The organism is Shewanella sp. 10N.286.52.C2 (genome assembly GCF_002874545.1).
Taxonomy (GTDB): domain Bacteria; phylum Pseudomonadota; class Gammaproteobacteria; order Enterobacterales; family Shewanellaceae; genus Shewanella.
This window is the reverse complement of the sequence record NZ_MCTV01000049.1, coordinates 24,756-43,679: the sequence shown is the minus strand read 5'-3', so window position 1 is coordinate 43,679 and position 18,924 is coordinate 24,756. Positions and strand designations below refer to the sequence as shown.

Annotated in this window: 15 protein-coding genes; 9 read left to right on the top strand and 6 right to left on the bottom strand. The window is 43.3% G+C overall.

The features are described from left to right. Positions 1-518 precede the first annotated feature (518 nt). The 3 genes from BCU94_RS16635 to tesB form a co-directional block, all read right to left on the bottom strand. Complete coding sequence (locus BCU94_RS16635) at positions 519-1,751, bottom strand: MFS transporter (protein WP_241901100.1); 1,233 nt, start codon at positions 1,749-1,751, stop codon at positions 519-521. A 161-nt stretch (positions 1,752-1,912) separates the two neighbouring features. After that, entirely contained in the window at positions 1,913-2,308 is a 396-nt protein-coding gene (locus tag BCU94_RS16630; RefSeq protein ID WP_076540422.1) for a YbaY family lipoprotein, read from the bottom strand. A 3-nt stretch (positions 2,309-2,311) separates the two neighbouring features. Continuing rightward, on the bottom strand, positions 2,312-3,175 hold the full coding sequence (gene tesB, locus BCU94_RS16625; RefSeq protein ID WP_102477013.1) for an acyl-CoA thioesterase II: 864 nt from the start codon (positions 3,173-3,175) through the stop codon (positions 2,312-2,314). 234 nt (positions 3,176-3,409) lie between these two features. On the opposite strand from tesB, the gene BCU94_RS16620 reads away from it, so the two are divergent. Continuing rightward, entirely contained in the window at positions 3,410-4,291 is an 882-nt protein-coding gene (locus tag BCU94_RS16620; RefSeq protein WP_102439476.1) for a 1,4-dihydroxy-2-naphthoate polyprenyltransferase, read from the top strand. 93 nt (positions 4,292-4,384) lie between these two features. Here the strand turns inward: BCU94_RS16620 and gndA are convergent, their stop codons facing one another. Beyond that, complete coding sequence (gene gndA / locus BCU94_RS16615; protein ID WP_102477012.1) at positions 4,385-5,914, bottom strand: NADP-dependent phosphogluconate dehydrogenase; 1,530 nt, start codon at positions 5,912-5,914, stop codon at positions 4,385-4,387. 527 nt (positions 5,915-6,441) lie between these two features. Here gndA and BCU94_RS16610 point away from each other — a divergent pair. Continuing rightward, positions 6,442-7,440, top strand: a complete 999-nt coding sequence (locus BCU94_RS16610; protein WP_102477011.1) for a LysR family transcriptional regulator — start codon at positions 6,442-6,444, stop codon at positions 7,438-7,440. A gap of 215 nt (positions 7,441-7,655) precedes the next feature. On the opposite strand, the gene BCU94_RS16605 is transcribed toward BCU94_RS16610, so the two are convergent. Together BCU94_RS16605 and BCU94_RS16600 are read right to left on the bottom strand one after the other, a co-directional pair. Continuing rightward, positions 7,656-8,132, bottom strand: a complete 477-nt coding sequence (locus BCU94_RS16605) for a hypothetical protein (protein WP_102477010.1) — start codon at positions 8,130-8,132, stop codon at positions 7,656-7,658. Between the two features lie 283 nt (positions 8,133-8,415). Next, positions 8,416-10,335, bottom strand: coding sequence for a propionyl-CoA synthetase (locus BCU94_RS16600; RefSeq protein ID WP_102436308.1), 1,920 nt, complete (start codon positions 10,333-10,335; stop codon positions 8,416-8,418). A gap of 428 nt (positions 10,336-10,763) precedes the next feature. Between BCU94_RS16600 and BCU94_RS16595 the strand changes: the two genes are divergently transcribed. From BCU94_RS16595 to BCU94_RS16565, 7 genes are all read left to right on the top strand, one after another. Beyond that, positions 10,764-11,162 carry a MerR family DNA-binding transcriptional regulator gene (locus tag BCU94_RS16595; protein ID WP_102436306.1) on the top strand — a complete coding sequence of 133 codons (399 nt, stop codon included), beginning with the start codon at positions 10,764-10,766 and terminating at the stop codon, positions 11,160-11,162. A gap of 127 nt (positions 11,163-11,289) precedes the next feature. Then, a complete protein-coding gene (locus BCU94_RS16590) occupies positions 11,290-12,459 on the top strand; it encodes an isovaleryl-CoA dehydrogenase (RefSeq protein WP_102477009.1) in 1,170 nt (389 codons plus the stop codon). Positions 12,460-12,688: 229 nt separating this feature from the next. Next, complete coding sequence (locus tag BCU94_RS16585; RefSeq protein ID WP_102436302.1) at positions 12,689-14,296, top strand: carboxyl transferase domain-containing protein; 1,608 nt, start codon at positions 12,689-12,691, stop codon at positions 14,294-14,296. Positions 14,297-14,335: 39 nt separating this feature from the next. Beyond that, a complete protein-coding gene (locus BCU94_RS16580) occupies positions 14,336-15,172 on the top strand; it encodes an enoyl-CoA hydratase-related protein (RefSeq protein WP_102436300.1) in 837 nt (278 codons plus the stop codon). Continuing rightward, a complete protein-coding gene (locus tag BCU94_RS16575; RefSeq protein ID WP_102477008.1) occupies positions 15,172-17,217 on the top strand; it encodes an acetyl/propionyl/methylcrotonyl-CoA carboxylase subunit alpha in 2,046 nt (681 codons plus the stop codon). Before BCU94_RS16580 ends, BCU94_RS16575 begins: the two co-directional genes overlap by 1 nt. Further along, the gene (locus tag BCU94_RS16570; RefSeq protein ID WP_102436296.1) at positions 17,218-18,120 is read left to right on the top strand and encodes a hydroxymethylglutaryl-CoA lyase; all 903 of its coding nucleotides are present in this window, start codon (positions 17,218-17,220) and stop codon (positions 18,118-18,120) included. 81 nt (positions 18,121-18,201) lie between these two features. Next, positions 18,202-18,918 carry a CoA transferase subunit A gene (locus BCU94_RS16565; protein ID WP_102477007.1) on the top strand — a complete coding sequence of 239 codons (717 nt, stop codon included), beginning with the start codon at positions 18,202-18,204 and terminating at the stop codon, positions 18,916-18,918. Positions 18,919-18,924 lie beyond the last annotated feature (6 nt).

Genomic DNA, 18,924 nt, shown 5'->3' with positions numbered 1-18,924 from the left:
AATCCCCTAGGGGATACCACCTTCTTTTTTCTAAAAGAACATAAACCACTTAAATGTGGTTTTTTTGTGCCTAAAATTAGGCGAGTTGGTAGCGTGTTAAAAAAGCTCCAATGACGAATATGAGTAAATTTCCCAAAAGAACTCATCGCTAATATCTCATCGATATCTGTAACCTAATTCAAACAGCTCTTATCCATCATATATCCTATTACGGATATACTCGATCACACCAATTACAGCAACCAAGCGAAAACACTATAAAATCCTCCAATTGATAACTTCAAATCCGCCTTAGAGAGCTTTCAAACTAGAACGATTCAAACCAATACTAAGCACTGCCTACTCACAACCTGCTATTCAATTCATCAATTAGTGACTTTATTAAATTCATTAACTAAATCGCTATTCAACTCTGTGCTTATAAAGTCTTATTTAACTGTAAATTTGAGACAAAAAAAGAAGCCATTAAGGCTTCTTCTATAAACAATGACGAAATTATTTTCCCAAGAGGACTGACATTATACAGCAGCTTTACTTAGGCTTTGATAATGCGACAACCTGAATATAGCCAGCGACAGTAATACCAATAAGCCAACTGAACCCACAACAACACCTTGCCATTCAGCTTGAACCCAAAACATCATCAAGTAAGGCCCTCCAAGAGCTGCGCCGAGATAATAACTACAAAGGTATAGTGATGTTGCTTTAGCCCTGTGAGAGGACGCCCTGATGGCCACAAATGAGTTACAACAGCTATGGGTTAAAAAGAATCCACTTGCTGTTAATAAAAAGCCTATAACGATAGCAAATAAATTATCAACTAAGGTCAGTAAAGTACCCAAGAACATCACAACTAATGCGCCGCGATATAAAAATTCCACCCCAAATTTAACCACCCACTTTGCAGATAAGTACGAAGTAAAAGTGCCACTGAGATAGCATAAGAAAATTAATGTCGCACCGAAACGACTAAACCCATACGGCTCAGCCATGAGGTGTAATTGAATAAAACTAAACTGGTTTACCATCATCATAAACGCTATGCCACCAATGACATACACTAAGCGCATTTGATGATCCGTTAAGTGATAAACAAAGCCGCCAATATCTTGTTTTATCTTCAAAAAGGTACTTTGCTTATCTAATTGTGGGGCATTTTTTTGCTCACATCGAGGTAATAGATAAGTCACCAAGGCGATACCCGTTAAGGTCACCAAAAAATTCACCATCATTGCTGACTGCCAATCAAAGTATTGTGACAATAACCCACCCATCAGGCGTCCACCAATACCACCAAGACTATTGGACATAATGTAAATACCTGCAGCTTTTAGCATAAAGCTCGCTGGCAGTTGCTCTTTAAAATAAGCCATCGCAATGGCTGGTACGGCAGCTAACAAAACCCCTTGCAGTAACCTCACCATCAACAAAGAGTCAAAGTCTTGTACAAAAATCAGTAAGATATTAGAGGCTGCGAGTAACCACATACTCACCATGATCGGCATTAACCGCCCGACTCTATCGGAAATAACCGCATACAACAGTAATGAAAATGCCAGTGAAAAACTGGTAAAAGATAGAATCAATGTAGCTCTAGCACCTGAAACCTCAAAGTGTTCAGCAATGGATGGCAACATCCCCTGCATGGCATATAGGTTTATATAAACCACGACAGATGCTAAGCACAAAGCCCAAATTAAGCGTATTTCAGATTTTGGCCGACAGGTTTTAGTCCTTGTAGATGCAGACAATTCAGGCACAACTTAAGCCTTAAATAAAAATTGATGAAGAATTTGATTATTACCCGAAAACCAACATAAGCAATGGCGGAAATATTAAGATGTGACTTATGCCCTAAAATGATTCTTAGGGCATTATATTTATAGGTTGAGTGAGTTAAACCTAACGAAAACTAATGAGGGACTTTTTTCATCACAACTTCAGTGGTGAACTTGTCGTTGTGGATGACTTGAAACTTTTCATAGGTTTGAAAAATTACCTGCTCATTGTAGGTAATCATTGCCACCACCCCATAATCCACCGCATCATCAATACCTTCAGCAGGTAAAGTAAACTTAAACGGCACTGGAGCTCTGGCAATATCGAAGGTCTTTTGTGAAATGATTGAACCTGGGGTATTAAAGTCAATAATGGCAATATTGATTTTACAGCCTTGAGGCAAGGCTATTTTTTCTAAGTAGCCCGCATAGCCATTAATAACCACTGGTGGCTCAGGTTGAACGGTGACACAAGCACTTAGCATTAATGTTAATAACGAAAATATCGCCATTTTAAATGAAAATTTCATAAATTATCCTTTTGTCATTCTAAGTAGGCCTTCTTGGGTTGCTGATGCAACTAAACGGCCTTGTTGGTCAAAAAACTGCCCCTTTACAAAACCGCGACCACCGCTAGCATTGCTGCTTTCAACACTGTAAAGCAACCAATCAGAAAAGTTAAACGGTCTATGGAACCACATCGCATGATCAATAGTCGCCATCCTAACGCCAGGCGTTAAAAATGAAACCCCATGAGGCTGAGCTGCGGTGACTAAAAAATTAAAATCAGAGGCATAAGCCAATAAATATTCTTGTACATTATGATCCGTTGGGATTTTACCACTGGCACGCATCCAGATATATCGTTTGGGCTCAGTGGAATCAGGCGCGATGGGGTGCGAAGGGTTAACTAAACGCATCTCAATCGGTGAGTCAGTCATAAACTTTTCAAGTATTCTTGCTGGGATCTTATCTCGCATACTCACAGCAAGTTCTTGCTGATTAAGTATGCCTTCAGGCCCGGGGACATTAGGCATTTCAGCTTGATGTTCAAAGCCTTCCTCTGGAGCTTGAAAAGAACAGGTCATATAAAAAATTGGCCTACCCTTCTGAATCGCTTTTACGCGTCTTGCACTGAAGCTGCCGCCATCACGCATATTTTCAACATCATAGACAATCGGTAACTTTTCATCACCGGCTCGTAAAAAGTAAGAATGTAAAGAGTGCACATGGCGATCTTCACTGACGGTTTGCTTAGCAGCGCTCAGCGCTTGCCCCATCACCTGGCCACCAAAAACATGACCAAAACCCAAGTCTTGGCTTTGACCGCGAAACAGCCCTAATTCAATTCGCTCTAGAGACAACAAAGACAAAAGGTCATTTAATACTTGGCTCATAATATTCCTAGCAGTTTATTTACTTATCACTAATATCATAGGTTAACTTAATAACCTTGGTTACTGGAAAATTTAATCGTAAATTGAGTCACATATAAAATTAAATCTACCTAGAAGAAAAAATAGCATAACTTTTTCATCATTTGCGAGATCATAACCCCGTACAAAATCTCAAAAAATTGCTATGCTATTAGTCCATTCTAATTTAAATCAACACCCTGAAGCCTTAATTATATGCAATCTTGGATTTTAGCTATTAGACCACGTACTTTACCGGCTGCGATTGGTCCATTATTAATTGGTAATATTTTAGCACTACATTTAGAACTTTTTAGTTTTACAATTGCTTGTATCTCGATGTTGTGTGCTATTTTATTGCAAATAGCCGTAAACCTAGCCAACGATTATTTTGACTACAAAAACGGTATTGATACCGATGAGCGTGTTGGTCCAGTTCGAGTTACCCAAAGTGGCATGATATCTCCCAACAGTGTTCGAAATGCGATGATTTTGTGTCTTATTCTCGCACTTATCGTCGGCTCAGCACTGATTTTACACGGTGGTTGGCCTATCGCTATTTTAGCTGTAGCCTCATTATTAGGTGCCGTCTGTTACAGTGGCGGCCCGTATCCATTAGCTTCTCACGGTTTAGGTGAAATCGCCGCATTTGTTTTTTTTGGACTAGTGGCCGTAGTAGGTAGTTATTACTTACAGGCTGGGGAAACCAGTATCAGCGCTTGGTTACTTGGCAGCGCCATTGGTATGTTCAATGCCGCGATTATGCTCGTCAATAATACCCGTGATATCCAAACAGATACCAAAGCTGGCAAAAACACCTTAGCGGTTCGTATCGGCCAAGCTCAGGCAAGAGTGCTTTATCAAGCCTTAGTGTATTTACCCTTTGGGCTCATCATTGGCGGTTTTCTGATGGGCTACCTTGCTGGTTTACCGGTTTTACTCGCCGGGCTTTCCATCGTTTATGCCCGTCAGTTAAGTGGCGAGTTCAGTAACACCAGTGGTGAAGCACTCAATCCAATTCTAGGCAGAACCGCAAAACTCACAATGATTTTTAGCTTGTTATTTAGCATAGGTTTAGTGTTTAGTTTGCCGCAATAATAAAATATCACCAATAAAAAGGGCTTCTACTATTTAGTAGAAGCCCTTTTTTAATCTATTGATTTACAATAAGTCTTAAACTGCTTTTGCAATTTAAACTTTAGATAAGGTGCGCGCTTTAGCACTCCAATCTAAATGATACTTTTCACCCGCTGGCTTGTCAGTGCGTTCAAACGTATGAGCACCAAAGAAATCGCGCTGACCTTGAAGTAAGTTAGCAGGCAAAGTTTCACATCGGTAACTATCATAATAAGCAATTGCCGAGCTAATACATGGCGCTGGCGTGCCTTGCATCACTGATGCGGCAACCGTTTTACGCCAATTCATATGTTTAGCCGATAAGCTAGCACTGAAGGTATCAGCCATTAATAAGTTCGGCAGCTCAGCATTATCTTGGTAAGCCTTGGTAATTTCTTGCAAGAAAGTGGCACGAATAATACAGCCTGCACGCCAAATTTTGGCTATTTCAGCAAAATCTAAAGTCCAGTTTTGCTCTTTCGCGGCCATTGCCATTAGCTGGAACCCTTGTGCATAGCAGCACACTTTGGCGCAATATAGTGCATCTTCTAAGTTAGCAATAAATGCTGCTTTTTCTGCATCAGAAAGGGTTACAACCGCAGGGCCAGCAAGTTTGCTGTTAAGCTGTACTCGTAAATCTTTTTGAGTACTTACCGCGCGGGCATAAACAGCTTCGGCAATCGTAGGCGCAGGGCAACCAATTTGTAAACTGCTTACCGCAGTCCAAAGGCCTGTGCCTTTTTGACCCGCTTTATCAAGGATCATCTCAACTAATGGCTTGCCTGTTAGTGGATCGTCTTGCTGCAATACTTCTGCACTTATCCCCATCAGATAGCTATTCAAGCTGCCATTATTCCAGCCATTGAAAATATCACCAATTTCATGGGCACTTAAGCCTAATCCGTCATGAAGCAATTGAAATGCTTCGCAAATTAACTGCATGTCCGCATATTCAATGCCGTTATGTACCATTTTCACATAGTGACCAGAACCGGCAGGACCTATGTATGTTGTACAAGGCTCGCCTTCAACAACTGGGTTACCAGGCTCAAAACGTTCAATGGGTAAACCTGTAGCAGGATCGACTTTAGCTGCTATGGCATTCCAGACAGGTGCTACATACTGCCATGCAGCTTTATCGCCACTAGGCATTAAAGAAGGGCCAAATCGAGCGCCAACTTCACCGCCAGAGACTGCAGAGCTAAAGAAAACAAACTGACCTTTATAACGTGCTTCACGTTCTACAGTATCAGTCCATAAACTATTACCGGTATCAACGACAATGTCATCTGACTCAATGCCCGCTTCAATTAATGATTTACACACTCCATCAACAGGTCCACCAGCAGGAACTGACAGCACAATAACACGTGGCTTAGTTAGAGATGACAGCATTTCGGTAAGATTATTACAAGCCAGCATTCGGGGGGCTGAATTGGCTTTTCTTTCCGCTTGTTCTTGATTAATGGCAGCATTAACTTTGACAGTATCTAAATCAAAAGCAGCAACCTGGTAGCCATTATCAACGATGTTTAACGCGAGATTCTTGCCCATAACACCAAGGCCAATAACGCCGATGTCTGAACTGAATGGTAGGGTATTCATTTATTATTTTCCAAAGGTCGCAGAGATTAATCGCGTATAGCGAATCCATTTGGACGGTGATTATACTGATTTGTGTAACTAAATTACAGTCATAATACGTGCATACACTTTTGCCAAAAGCGGCATATTAGATCACCAACAAGACTCTGAAAAAAATTATTCATATAAGACAACACCTTAATCTAGATTTTTAACTTTAGATAAGGAAGTGATGCTTTGTTTATCCGAGTAAAAGTTATTTTGCATTTCCTTTTACTGGCATTAAAAACACATATCAATCATTAAACCTGTTCACTTAACCAGCAATCCTAAATTGTATAGGTAAAGTGTACTTTCTCTAAATCCACCAGTTTTAACCAATTAAGCTAATGATTTAAAATTAGATTTTACCCCTCTGCCAATTAACACTTCTTGAATAAATTCCATTAAAAAATGTGATTAGGTTAATAAATACTACAATTAACCTGCAACCTATACCCCGAAATTGGTATATTCAAAAAATTCACATCAGCTACGGAAACTAATCAATGATTAACGCGACCACTCAAGACAAGCTTCAGCATCTTGATTACATGACATTATTAGTATTTTTAAGGCTATATGAATTTAAAAGTGGCAAGCTCACTGCTGAAGCTTTTAATGTTCCTCAATCAAAGATAAGCCGCTGTTTATCACGCTTGCGAGATGCATTTGATGACCCCTTATTTGTCAAAAAAGTAGCCGGTCTTGAAATTAGCGATAAAGCACAACGGCTCTACCCCATCATTAAAAAAATCGAGATAAACCACCTCGACTTAGCCCAAGAAATTGATAAAAGTAATGACAAACTTGATAACAAAGTTGTTATCCATGCTCCATCGGGCTTCACCAATGGCCTACTAAGAAATCTCTATCAATGTAGTTGCATGAGCGCCTGTGTGAAATCAGCGGTACTGCAAGACAATGGTCCCAATGATGAAGAAATGCTGCTAAATAGCCAATGTGATGTGGTGATAAGTTGCCAAGCATCTAGCCATGTAGGGATTCAAAATCAGAAAATATGTGAAGTGCGAGATACCTTCATTGTCGCAAGAGATGATCACCCAATTTGGAATGAGATATACAAACCTATTCTTGATAGAGTGCTGAACTACCCGGTTATTTTGACCGAAGTGTTACACTTTAATAGTGACATTGAAGCAACACCACTGAAACAGTTTGCCGATAGCCGTAAACGCGAGCTCGACGTTGCAGCCAAAACCAATAATCTCAATGAAATTAGTGACTTCCTCGTTGGCACTGATGCCATCACGTTAGTGGTATCACAAGGCGCGGTTGATCACTTAACTCAAAATGAAGCAATTAGGGCGCAAATGATACCGAAAACAGAGCGCGCCGAACTGATGCGTAATAAGCCTAATATGAACCTGTATATGCAAACCCGAAAATCAGAGCGCAAGTTAACTGATTGCGTTAAACATAAAATTGCACAACTGCTTACTCAGGGCGCCAATGGCAGCGATGAAGCCTGTCTATTTGAAAAATAAACACCAGCGACATAAACGCCGAGCAATGCTCACAACATTTAGGTGAGCAAACAATGCAAAGGCTATTACTGAGTTCAATAAATAATTTGATGCCGTTGCATCAAAAATAATAACCACAAGGTTTTTCAGTAAACTTATTCATAAAAAGCAGACTATTTGATTAAAAATAGTCTGCTTTTTTGTATCTATCCTTAAGGCCTTATCAGCTTGTTACTTCACTTAATCTCTGTAATGTTAATACTGCCTTTGCCATAGGCTGGGTGGCCTTTTTGCTGCTCTTCAGGTAATCGATTAATGCAATAATTGATATAGAAAATATTAAATACCACGGTGAAAAACTTGTTCATTTTGAAATCAATTCCAAAATTCACATGGGCATAGTCTTGTAATGCAGAACGGGCCCTAAATGACCAAAACACGTACAAGAAGAAAGCGCCAAAAAGTAACAAACTACCTACTCCACTCAATAACCCCATTGCACTGTGTGACAGCACACCACCAAAGCCAAAGCAAACCGCGATAGCGATAATAAAGTCGTCATCAGCGGTGCGAATTGATGTAATTGCATCCATTTTGGGATACTTAGCAAATAACCAAATTATCGGGTAAATACCACCAGTAAAAATGGTTAACCAAAATAGTCTGCTGGTTTTAGTATTAATCTTTTCTGGCAGTTCTTTAATGTTGTTCATAAAACTTGATCAAACCTTTGTCATATTTACTGGTTAACAGTCATCTTTCTCAATTTCAGCCACGAGTAACTGAATTCGAGAATACATCTAGTTTAACGATAGATAGAATACCCTTGCCGATTATAAAATAAAAAACATCTCAGTTTGATTAAATAACACTATAAATCAGCACTTAACTCTCAGTTTAGACCAAATTTAGTCCTTAATATCTTTATATTCGATAAAAAGGCGTTATCCATAAAAAAACGAGCCATCAGGCTCGTTTGTTAACATGACACACAAACTAAACCGTGAGTTCCTTGGCCAACGCATCAGCATAGCCCATCTTAGTTAATGCCGTGCGAATAATATCTAGCGTCATCGGATCTTCAATAGTGGCAGGCATAGTATATTCGTTATTGTCAGCAATCTTACGCATGGTGGCGCGCAAGATTTTACCCGAGCGGGTTTTAGGCAGTTTTTGCACCGCGCTGACTAATCGAAAAGACGCCACTGGGCCAATTTCATGTCTCACCAATGCTAGTAACTCTTGATATAAAACTTCATCAGATAACTCGACGCCATTTTTAAGTACCACTAGCCCTAACGGTACCTGACCTTTGAGTTTATCTTGCACCCCAATAACCGCCGCTTCTGCAACCGCTGAATGTTGGCACAATACCTCTTCAAAGCGCCCAGTAGATAATCGGTGCCCAGCAACGTTAATAATGTCATCTATGCGGCTCATAATATACAGGTAGCCATCTTCATCAATATAGCCCGCATCGCCCGTTAAATAATAACCTTGATACATAGATAAATAGCTCTCCACATAGCGTTTATCGTTGTTCCATAAGGTGGTTAAGTTACCCGGTGGCAACGGCAGTTTAATCACCACATTACCACTTTCATTGGCGCTAACTTGCTCGCCCATGGCATCGAGTACTTCGACCTGATAACCGGGTACTGGTCTTGCGGGCGATCCCGCTTTAATCTCGATAGGATCTATCCCCATCAAATTCGCCGCAACTGGCCAACCGGTTTCAGTTTGCCACCAGTGATCGATAACAGGTTTGGCCAATTTATCTTGGGCCCAATTGAGCGTGTCGGGATCGCAGCGTTCACCCGCAAGAAATACTTGCCCTAAACACGATAAATCAACACCTTTAACTAATGCTCCGTCAGGATCTTCGCGTTTAATGGCTCGAATGGCCGTCGGCGCGGTAAAAAAGCTTTTTACATTATATTGTTCGATGATCCGCCAAAAAGCCCCCGCATCGGGGGTACCAATGGGCTTACCTTCATACATCAATGTTGTTGCGCCAACTAATAATGGCCCGTAAACAATATAAGAATGACCCACAACCCAGCCCACATCTGATGCAGCCCAAAACACATCGCCAGCGCCGATATTATATATGTGCTTCATAGACCAGATTAGCGCCACCCCATGGCCACCATTATCTCTCACCACGCCTTTGGGTTGGCCTGTTGTACCTGAGGTATAAAGCACATACAGCGGATGGGTCGCTTCAACGGCGACGCAATCCACTGACGATGCATGGCTCACAGCACTTTGCCAGTCAACGTCCCTTGGGCTTTGTAAGTCTGCAGTATATTGAGGTCGATTGAGAATAACGCAATGGTCAACTTGGTGAGACGCTTGAGCTAAGGCATCATCTAATAGCGGTTTGTACTTCACCACGCCTGACGGCTCAATACCACAAGATGCCGATAAAATAAGTTTCGGTTTAGCATCATTAATCCGGGTGGCTAATTCATTGGCTGCAAAGCCGCCAAACACCACAGAGTGAATGGCGCCTATGCGGGCACAGGCCAGCATGGCATAGGCGGTTTCTGGCACCATCGGCATATAAATGACCACTCTATCGCCCTTTTCAATGCCAATGGATTGCATGTAACCGGCTAACCGGCTCACTTGGGATAGTAATTCTTGATAACTAATACTGTACTGATTTTGGGTTACAGGACTTATGTATTCAATGGCAATGCGATCACCGTGGCCAGCTAACACATGACGGTCAACAGCGTTATAGCAGGTATTCATTTCGCCACCAGCAAACCATTGATAAAATGGCGCATTAGCCTCATCTAACACACTATCAAACAGCTTATCCCAGGTAATGGCCTTGGCAGCCTTTCCCCAAAACCCTTGTTTATCCTGTAAAGAATCTTGATGCATTTCAATCCCTAAACCAGCCATAAGCTACTCCCCACTGAACGATTGACCTTTCACGCTAAGTCATACCTTTAAATAACTTACCGTGAGTAATATTGAATTAACTTCATTATGGCGTGGTTAAAAAAGTTTCCCCATTAGACCAAGGGATATAGAAATCTCAGCAATAACACATAAATAAAAACTTCAGTGTTATGATGCTAACTTAATGATAATTATAAGTTAGCACTAAAAATCACCATTAATTATTAACCTAATTAATGGCGTCTTTGCTACAATATTGAATTCACTATTCTGTCACTGCGCCATTCTTGCGCGCGGTAATCCCTAGGCCTTGGCAAGCTGTATTTACATTGTTTTTTAACAAAAACAGCCTTGGCAACTGGCGACAAACTTTACCTTTACGTAAACTTCATATATCTTGCATCAAAAGACGTACTTTTGGTGAAACGATGAGCGCAAATTTAAACCCACAATCCACTTATTCAATTAGTGATTTATCAAAGGAATTTGATATCACCACACGTAGTATTCGGTTTTATGAAGACCAAGGCTTAATAAAACCTAAGCGCCGCGGTCAAACACGTATCTATAGTTTAAAAGATCGTGTGCGCTTAAAACTGATATTACGAGGTAAACGTTTAGGTTTTTCGTTAGCGGAAACCCGTCGTTTGTTTGAGCTTTACGATGCAGATAAAAGCAGTACTTCTCAACTACAAACAATGCTCGATTTAGTAGAAGAGAAAAAAGCTTCTTTGCAGCAGCAAATGGACGATATCAAGGTGGTACTTATGGAACTGAACTCTGCTGAGCAGCAATGTAAGTCAGCCCTAGAGGAAAGTGTTAAATAGCGACTCATCATCGACAGCAAAAGATCCGTTTAACTGAATAATAACAGCAACAATATAAAAATTATAAGCCTAAGGAACAAGATAGTTTCACGGCGCAAATAGCTAATATTCAACAGGACACAAGACAATGACATCACTCTATACAAGCCTTAATTTCGGCCTGGGCGAAGACGTGGACATGCTTCGCGATGCCGTACATGATTTTGCCAGCAACGAGATTGCGCCCATCGCGGCGCAAGTTGATCAAGATAATGCTTTTCCTAACCACATGTGGCCAGTTCTAGGAGAGATGGGACTCCTTGGCGTCACCGTGCCTGAAGAGTATGGCGGCGCGAATATGGGCTACCTTGCCCATGTCGTCGCCATGGAAGAAATCTCCCGCGCCTCTGCTTCTATTGGCTTAAGTTACGGCGCACACTCAAACCTTTGCGTTAATCAAATTAACCGTAATGGCAGCGCTGAGCAAAAAGCCAAGTACTTACCCAAATTAGTTAGCGGTGAACATATCGGCGCACTGGCCATGAGTGAACCTAATGCGGGCTCAGACGTGGTGTCAATGAAGTTAAGCGCCCGTAAACAAGGCGACCGTTACATTCTTAATGGTAACAAAATGTGGATCACCAATGGTCCTGATGCTGACACCTTAGTGATTTATGCCAAAACTGATGCAGACAAAGGCCCACATGGCATCACTGCATTTATTGTTGAAAAAACCTTTAAAGGATTCAGCACCGCACAAAAACTCGATAAATTAGGCATGCGCGGCTCCAATACCTGTGAATTGGTATTTGAGAATTGTGAAGTCCCTGAAGAAAATATCTTAGGCGGCCTTAACAATGGCGTAAAAGTACTGATGAGCGGCCTTGATTACGAACGCGTGGTGTTATCAGGTGGGCCGTTAGGGATCATGAATGCCTGTATGGATATTGTCATGCCTTATATTCACGAGCGGGAACAATTTGGTAAATCCATTGGTCAATTCCAATTAGTCCAAGGCAAGCTTGCCGATATGTACACCGGCATGAACGCTGCTAAATCCTACATCTATAACGTGGCCAAATCTTGTGACCGCGGCGAAACCACCCGTAAAGATGCTGCTGGCGCAATTTTATATAGCGCCGAGCTTGCCACAAAAATGTCACTGGATGCGATTCAGTTACTAGGTGGCAATGGTTACGTCAATGAATATGCCACAGGGCGTTTATTACGTGATGCCAAGTTATATGAAATTGGTGCGGGAACCTCAGAAATTCGCCGCATGTTGATTGGACGTGAGCTGTTTAATGAATCCAAATAGCTGTTAAATTTGGATAGCTAATCCAAATAGCTGTTAAATTTGGATAGCTAATCCAAATAACTTCTAGAATTTAGCTAGTTAGCAGCACACTAAAAAATACAATCAACACCAAATTATTCAAAAGTTAACGTCAATAGCAAAGTGTTTAGTGCGTAGCGTGGTTGAGACCCCATCCCCCTTTAGACTCAGCCATGCTAACGCCTCACTTGACTCATTAAGGATATGAATTGTGACGCAATTGAGCAGCCGTATTAACGCCCGTAGTGACGAGTTTAAAGCCAAGCATGATGACATGGTGGCATTAGTTGATGATCTAAAAATCAAACTCACCCAAATTGAACAAGGTGGCGGTCCCGTCGCCCTTGAACGCCACCTGTCACGAGGTAAATTACTGCCCCGTCATCGAGTCGAAAAACTGCTCGATCCCGGCTCACCCTTTTTAGAAATATCCCAATTCGCCGCCTATGAAGTTTATGATGAAGCTGTGCCCGCAGCCGGTGTGATTGCCGGTATTGGCCGTGTAAGCGGTGTTGAATGTATGATTATCGCCAATGACGCCACCGTTAAAGGCGGTACTTACTACCCTATTACGGTGAAAAAGCATTTACGGGCCCAAGACATTGCCAGTCGCTGTCATTTACCTTGTATCTACCTAGTGGATTCAGGCGGGGCAAACTTACCAAGACAAGATGAAGTGTTTCCCGATCGCGATCATTTCGGGCGTATTTTTTACAACCAAGCGCAAATGTCAGCTAAAGGCATTCCGCAAGTGGCTGTGGTCATGGGTTTGTGTACAGCAGGTGGCGCCTATGTTCCCGCCATGGCAGATGAGTCGATTATCGTAAAAGAGCAAGGCACTATTTTTTTAGCCGGCCCGCCATTAGTTAAAGCCGCTACCGGCGAAGAAGTAACCGCCGAAGAATTAGGCGGCGCTGAAGTACATACTAAGATTTCTGGTGTTGCCGACCATTTAGCCCAAAATGATGACCACGCACTTGAGCTTGCCCGTAAAGCCATTTCACGCTTAAACCATCAAAAGCAAATTACAGCCCAGCTAAGTCCATCAAAGCCACCTAAATTCGATATCAGTGAATTGTACGGCATTGTCGGTACCGACCTTAAAAAGCCCTTTGATGTTAAAGAGGTTATTGCCCGGGTTGTTGATGACTCAGATTTTGATGAATTTAAAGCCAATTACGGTAATACGCTGGTTTGCGGCTTTGCCCGCATTCATGGCTACCCTGTCGGCATTGTGGCTAACAACGGCATTTTATTTTCTGAATCTGCCCAAAAAGGCGCGCACTTTATTGAATTGTGTTGCCAACGCAAAATCCCATTACTGTTCCTGCAAAACATCACTGGTTTTATGGTAGGTAAAAAGTACGAACATGAGGGTATTGCTAAGCACGGCGCTAAAATGGTTACCGCAGTATCTTGTGCCAATGTGCCTAAATTTACCGTCATCATTGGTGGCAGTTATGGCGCGGGTAACTACGGCATGTGTGGCCGTGCATTTGAGCCCACCATGATGTGGATGTGGCCCAATGCTCGCATTTCAGTCATGGGCGGCGAACAAGCTGCTGGTGTATTGGCCACAGTTCGCCGTGACGGTTTAGCCCGTAAAGGCCAAGACTGGTCTGATGAAGACGAGCAAGCCTTTAGAAAACCGATTGTTGAGCAATATGACAAAGAAGGTCATCCCTACCATGCCAGTGCACGCCTGTGGGATGACGGCATTATCGACCCTGCTCAAACGCGTGATGTAGTGGGTTTAGCGTTATCGGCGGCGTTAAATGCGCCTATTGAAGATACCAAGTTTGGTGTGTTCCGCATGTAATTGCGGTTATTCATTCAATATCAATAGGAGCATGCAAACATGGCAATAGCCAACCCATATCAATACATTCAATGCCAGCTTAACCAAGGCGTTGGTGAATTAATTTTAGACCGCGTTGAAAAACATAATGCCTTTGATGAAGTGATGATTAATGAAATGATCACCGCCATCGAAGCCTTTGCCGAAAACGACCAATGCCAGCAATTAATATTGCGCGCCAACGGTAAAAACTTCAGTGCTGGCGCTGACCTTAACTGGATGCGCAAGCAAGCCAAAATGGACTTTGAGCAAAACCTCAATGACGCCCATGAACTGGCTAAATTAATGCACGTGCTAGATAAGTTTCCTAAGCCGACTATCGCCTTAGTCAATGGCGCAGCCTTTGGCGGCGCACTGGGATTAATTTGCTGCTGCGATATTGCCATTGCCAATGAGCGCGCAAGCTTTTGCCTCAGTGAAGTCAAACTCGGTTTAATCCCTGCGGTTATCAGCCCTTATGTGGTGCGAGCCATGGGCAACCGCCAAGCACGACGTTATATGCTCACCGCCGAGCGCTTCAGTGCCACTGTAGCCTTAACTCATCAAATAATTCATGAAGTTAATGATGATTTAGACGCAGCAGCCCAGCCGTTTATCGAGGCCTTTAACGCTAACAGTCCCCAAGGCATGGCATGGGTTAAAACCTTAGTGTCCCACCTTGAAGATGGCGTGATAAATGACGCCACCCTTGCCCATACTAGCGAGCAGATTGCCCGCATACGTGTATCAGACGAAGGCCAAGAAGGCCTCAATGCATTCTTTGAAAAACGTTCACCATCATGGCGTGCTCAATCGACTAAAAGCAGCGCTAAGACTGATGCACAAGGAGCCCAATAATGTTTACTAAGATTTTAATTGCCAATCGTGGTGAAATTGCCTGTCGCATCATCAACACCGCCCGCGCCATGGGCGTTCGTACTGTAGCGCTTTATTCTGATGCCGATAAAGATGCCCGCCATGTCACCATGGCCGATGAATCTTTCCACATTGGTGGCAGCGCTCCGGCTGATTCATACCTAAAAGCTGATTTGATCATTGAAATTGCGAAAAAGTCAGCCGCTGAAGCGATTCACCCCGGTTATGGTTTCTTGTCTGAAAACGCTGACTTTGCTCGCAACTGTGAGCAAAACGGCATTGTATTTATCGGCCCAGGCAGTGATGCCATTGATGCTATGGGCAGTAAAAGCGCCGCCAAAATGATTATGGGCGCAGCCAATGTGCCATTAGTGCCCGGTTATCATGGTGATGACCAATCAGATGAAACCCTACTGGCTGAAGCTGAAAATGTTGGTTACCCCATGCTGATTAAAGCGGCCTATGGCGGTGGTGGTAAAGGCATGAAGATTGTTGAAAGCCAAGCTGAAGTGCTAGCAGCGATTAACTCAGCTCGTCGAGAAGCGGCATCATCGTTTGGTAATGACAAATTATTAATGGAACGCTACTTACGCCAGCCACGTCATGTGGAGCTACAAGTGTTTGCCGATACTTTCGGTAATACCATCTATTTATCAGATCGTGATTGCTCCATCCAGCGTCGCCATCAAAAAGTGGTCGAAGAAGCGCCAGCCCCAGGGCTGTCAGATGCACTGCGTAAGCAAATGGGTGAAGCGGCAGTAGCCGCAGCTAAAGCCATTGATTATGTGGGCGCAGGCACGGTTGAGTTTCTATTAGATACTGATGGCAGTTTCTACTTCATGGAAATGAACACCCGTCTACAGGTTGAGCACCCAGTTACAGAAATGGTCACCGGGCAAGACTTAGTAAAATGGCAACTAATGGTCGCTAGTGGCAGTGAGTTGCCCCTTACCCAAGCTGAAGTGCGTATTCATGGCCACGCCTTTGAAGCTCGTATTTATGCTGAAGATCCCCGCAATGAATTTTTACCCGCGTCAGGCAAGTTAACCTTCTTGCGCGAGCCGGATCAAAACCGTCATGTACGCATTGATTCAGGCATTCGCGAAAATGATGTCATTAGTAACTTTTACGACCCAATGATTTCAAAACTGATTGTCTGGGACGAATCTCGCCCCCGCGCACTGCAGCGCTTAACCCACGCATTAAGCTCGTATCAAATCAGCGGCCTTAAACACAATATCGAGTTCCTCGCTAATATTGCTGAGCATAAAGCCTTTTCAGACGCCAATTTTTGTACCGACTTTATCGAGCGCTATTCCGACAGTTTAATTGGCAATGTTACTGATGAGTCAGACAACGCACTGGCATTAGCGGGGCTTTATCAAGTATTAGCTCGCCAGCAAACGGCAAAATCCACCGCCACCAACAGCCACGACCCTTACTCACCGTGGGGACAAGTTAGTGGCTTTAGACTCAATAGCGCCAGTGTGCATCATGTTGCCCTACTCAGCGACAGCAGTGACGAGCAGCAATTGCACAATCTCGTCATCACCGATTTAGGCGATGCACTGCATCTTAACCTTAACGGCCAAGCATTATCGCTTGCAGGCACCATTAAAGATGACATGCTGCAGGCTGAAATTAATGGCCATAAAAGCAACATTCCCGTCAGCCATCAAGGTGATGACTTTACCTTGTTCTTACCGAGCGGCAGCTATCACTTTAAAGCGATATTAGCCCAAATAGCTGAAGACACCATTGATAGCGCCGACAAATTAAAAGCGCCAATGAATGGCACTGTGGTCACTCACTTAGTTGAGGTGGGCGATAGCGTCACTGAAGGCCAAGGCTTATTAGTGATGGAAGCGATGAAAATGGAATACACCATTGAAGCGCCATTTGATGGTGTGGTCAGTGAATTTTACTTTCAAAGCGGCGAGCTCGTCACCGATGGTGCCCAACTGCTAAATGTCGAGCCAACAACACTTGATGTCACAGCGCCTGAATCTGCTGACTCGGAGGCATAAATGTTACCGAGCAATCTCCCGACTCAGGTCAGTATTTTTGAAGTTGGTGCCCGTGACGGACTGCAAAATGAAACCACGGTCTCTATTGAAAACAAAATTACTCTTATTGAGCAGTTAGCCGCTGCCGGTGTTAATCGTATTGAAGCGGCCAGCTTTGTTTCACCTAAGTGGGTGCCACAAATGGCCGACTCAGGTGATATTTTACGGCAAATTAAGCGTAAACAAGGCGTGGTCTACTCTGCCCTCACCCCAAATTTAAAAGGGCTGGAACTTGCCCTTGACGCTGGCGCAGATGAAGTGGCCATCTTTGGCGCCGCATCAGAAAGCTTCAGCCAACGCAATATTAACTGCTCGATTGACGAGTCAATCGCCCGCTTTGAGCCAGTCATGGCGCTCGCTAAAGCGCGAAACATTAAGGTACGCGGTTATGTTTCCTGTGTACTGGGCTGCCCCTATGAAGGCGAGATAAAGAGCACAGAAGTGGCCCGCGTGTCTGAAATACTTTACAAAATGGGCTGTTACGAGATCTCCCTCGGAGACACCATTGGTGTTGGCACGCCACTAAAAGCCCGTAAGATGGTTGAAACCGTCGCTAATTTAGTGCCTGTCGATAAACTGGCGCTACACTTTCATGACACCTACGGCCAAGCATTAGCCAACATTCAAGCCTGTTTAACCACAGGCGTAAGCGTAATTGACTCATCGGTCGCAGGCCTTGGCGGCTGCCCTTATGCCAAAGGCGCATCGGGTAATCTCGCCACTGAAGATTTAGTTTATATGCTCCATGGCATGGGCATAGAAACTGGCATTGATTTACACAAACTTGCCCAAGCAGGCAATCAAATCAGCCAAGTATTGGGCCGCACCACAGGTTCAAAAGTCGCCCAAGCGCTAACGGTATAGGCCATTGTTTAAAGTCAGTGCTTAATAGCGCACATTAAAACGATATAAATTTGCAAACCGCAAACTGAAAAGGACAAGATTATGGCAGGACTCAACAAAGTCGTTCACAGTTACCAAGAAGCCCTAAACGGCCTCAATAACGACATGACAATTATGGTCGGTGGCTTTGGCCTGTGTGGTATCCCTGAAGGCCTGATTAATCATATGGTGACCACAGGCGTAACTGGGCTTACCGCAATTTCAAACAACGCTGGGGTTGATGATTTTGGTTTGGGCTTATTGTTAAAGCAGCGCCAAATTGCCACCATGATTGCCTCATACGTGGGTGAAAACGCCACTTTTGAACAGCAAATGCTATCAGGTGAGTTAAATGTCATCTTAACCCCACAAGGCACCTTGGCTGAAAAAATTCGTGCTGGCGGAGCGGGTATCCCAGCCTTTTTCACTGCAACTGGTTACGGCACGCCAATCGCTGATGGTAAAGAAACCCGTGAAATTAAAGGCCGTCATTATGTGCTTGAAGAGTCACTAACCGCCGATTTCGCCTTAGTTCGTGCATGGAAAGCCGATACCATGGGTAACTTAATCTTTCGTAAAACAGCGGCTAACTTTAATCCTATGATGGCTACCGCAGGCAAAATTACCGTGGTAGAAGCGGAAGAAATTGTCCAGCCGGGCGAGCTAGACCCAAACCATATTCATACCCCTGGTATTTATGTTGATCGGGTGATTCAAGCAAGTTTTGAGAAACGTATTGAGCAGCGCACCGTTAAACCTCAACCTGACAACCAAGCATAAGGAGCA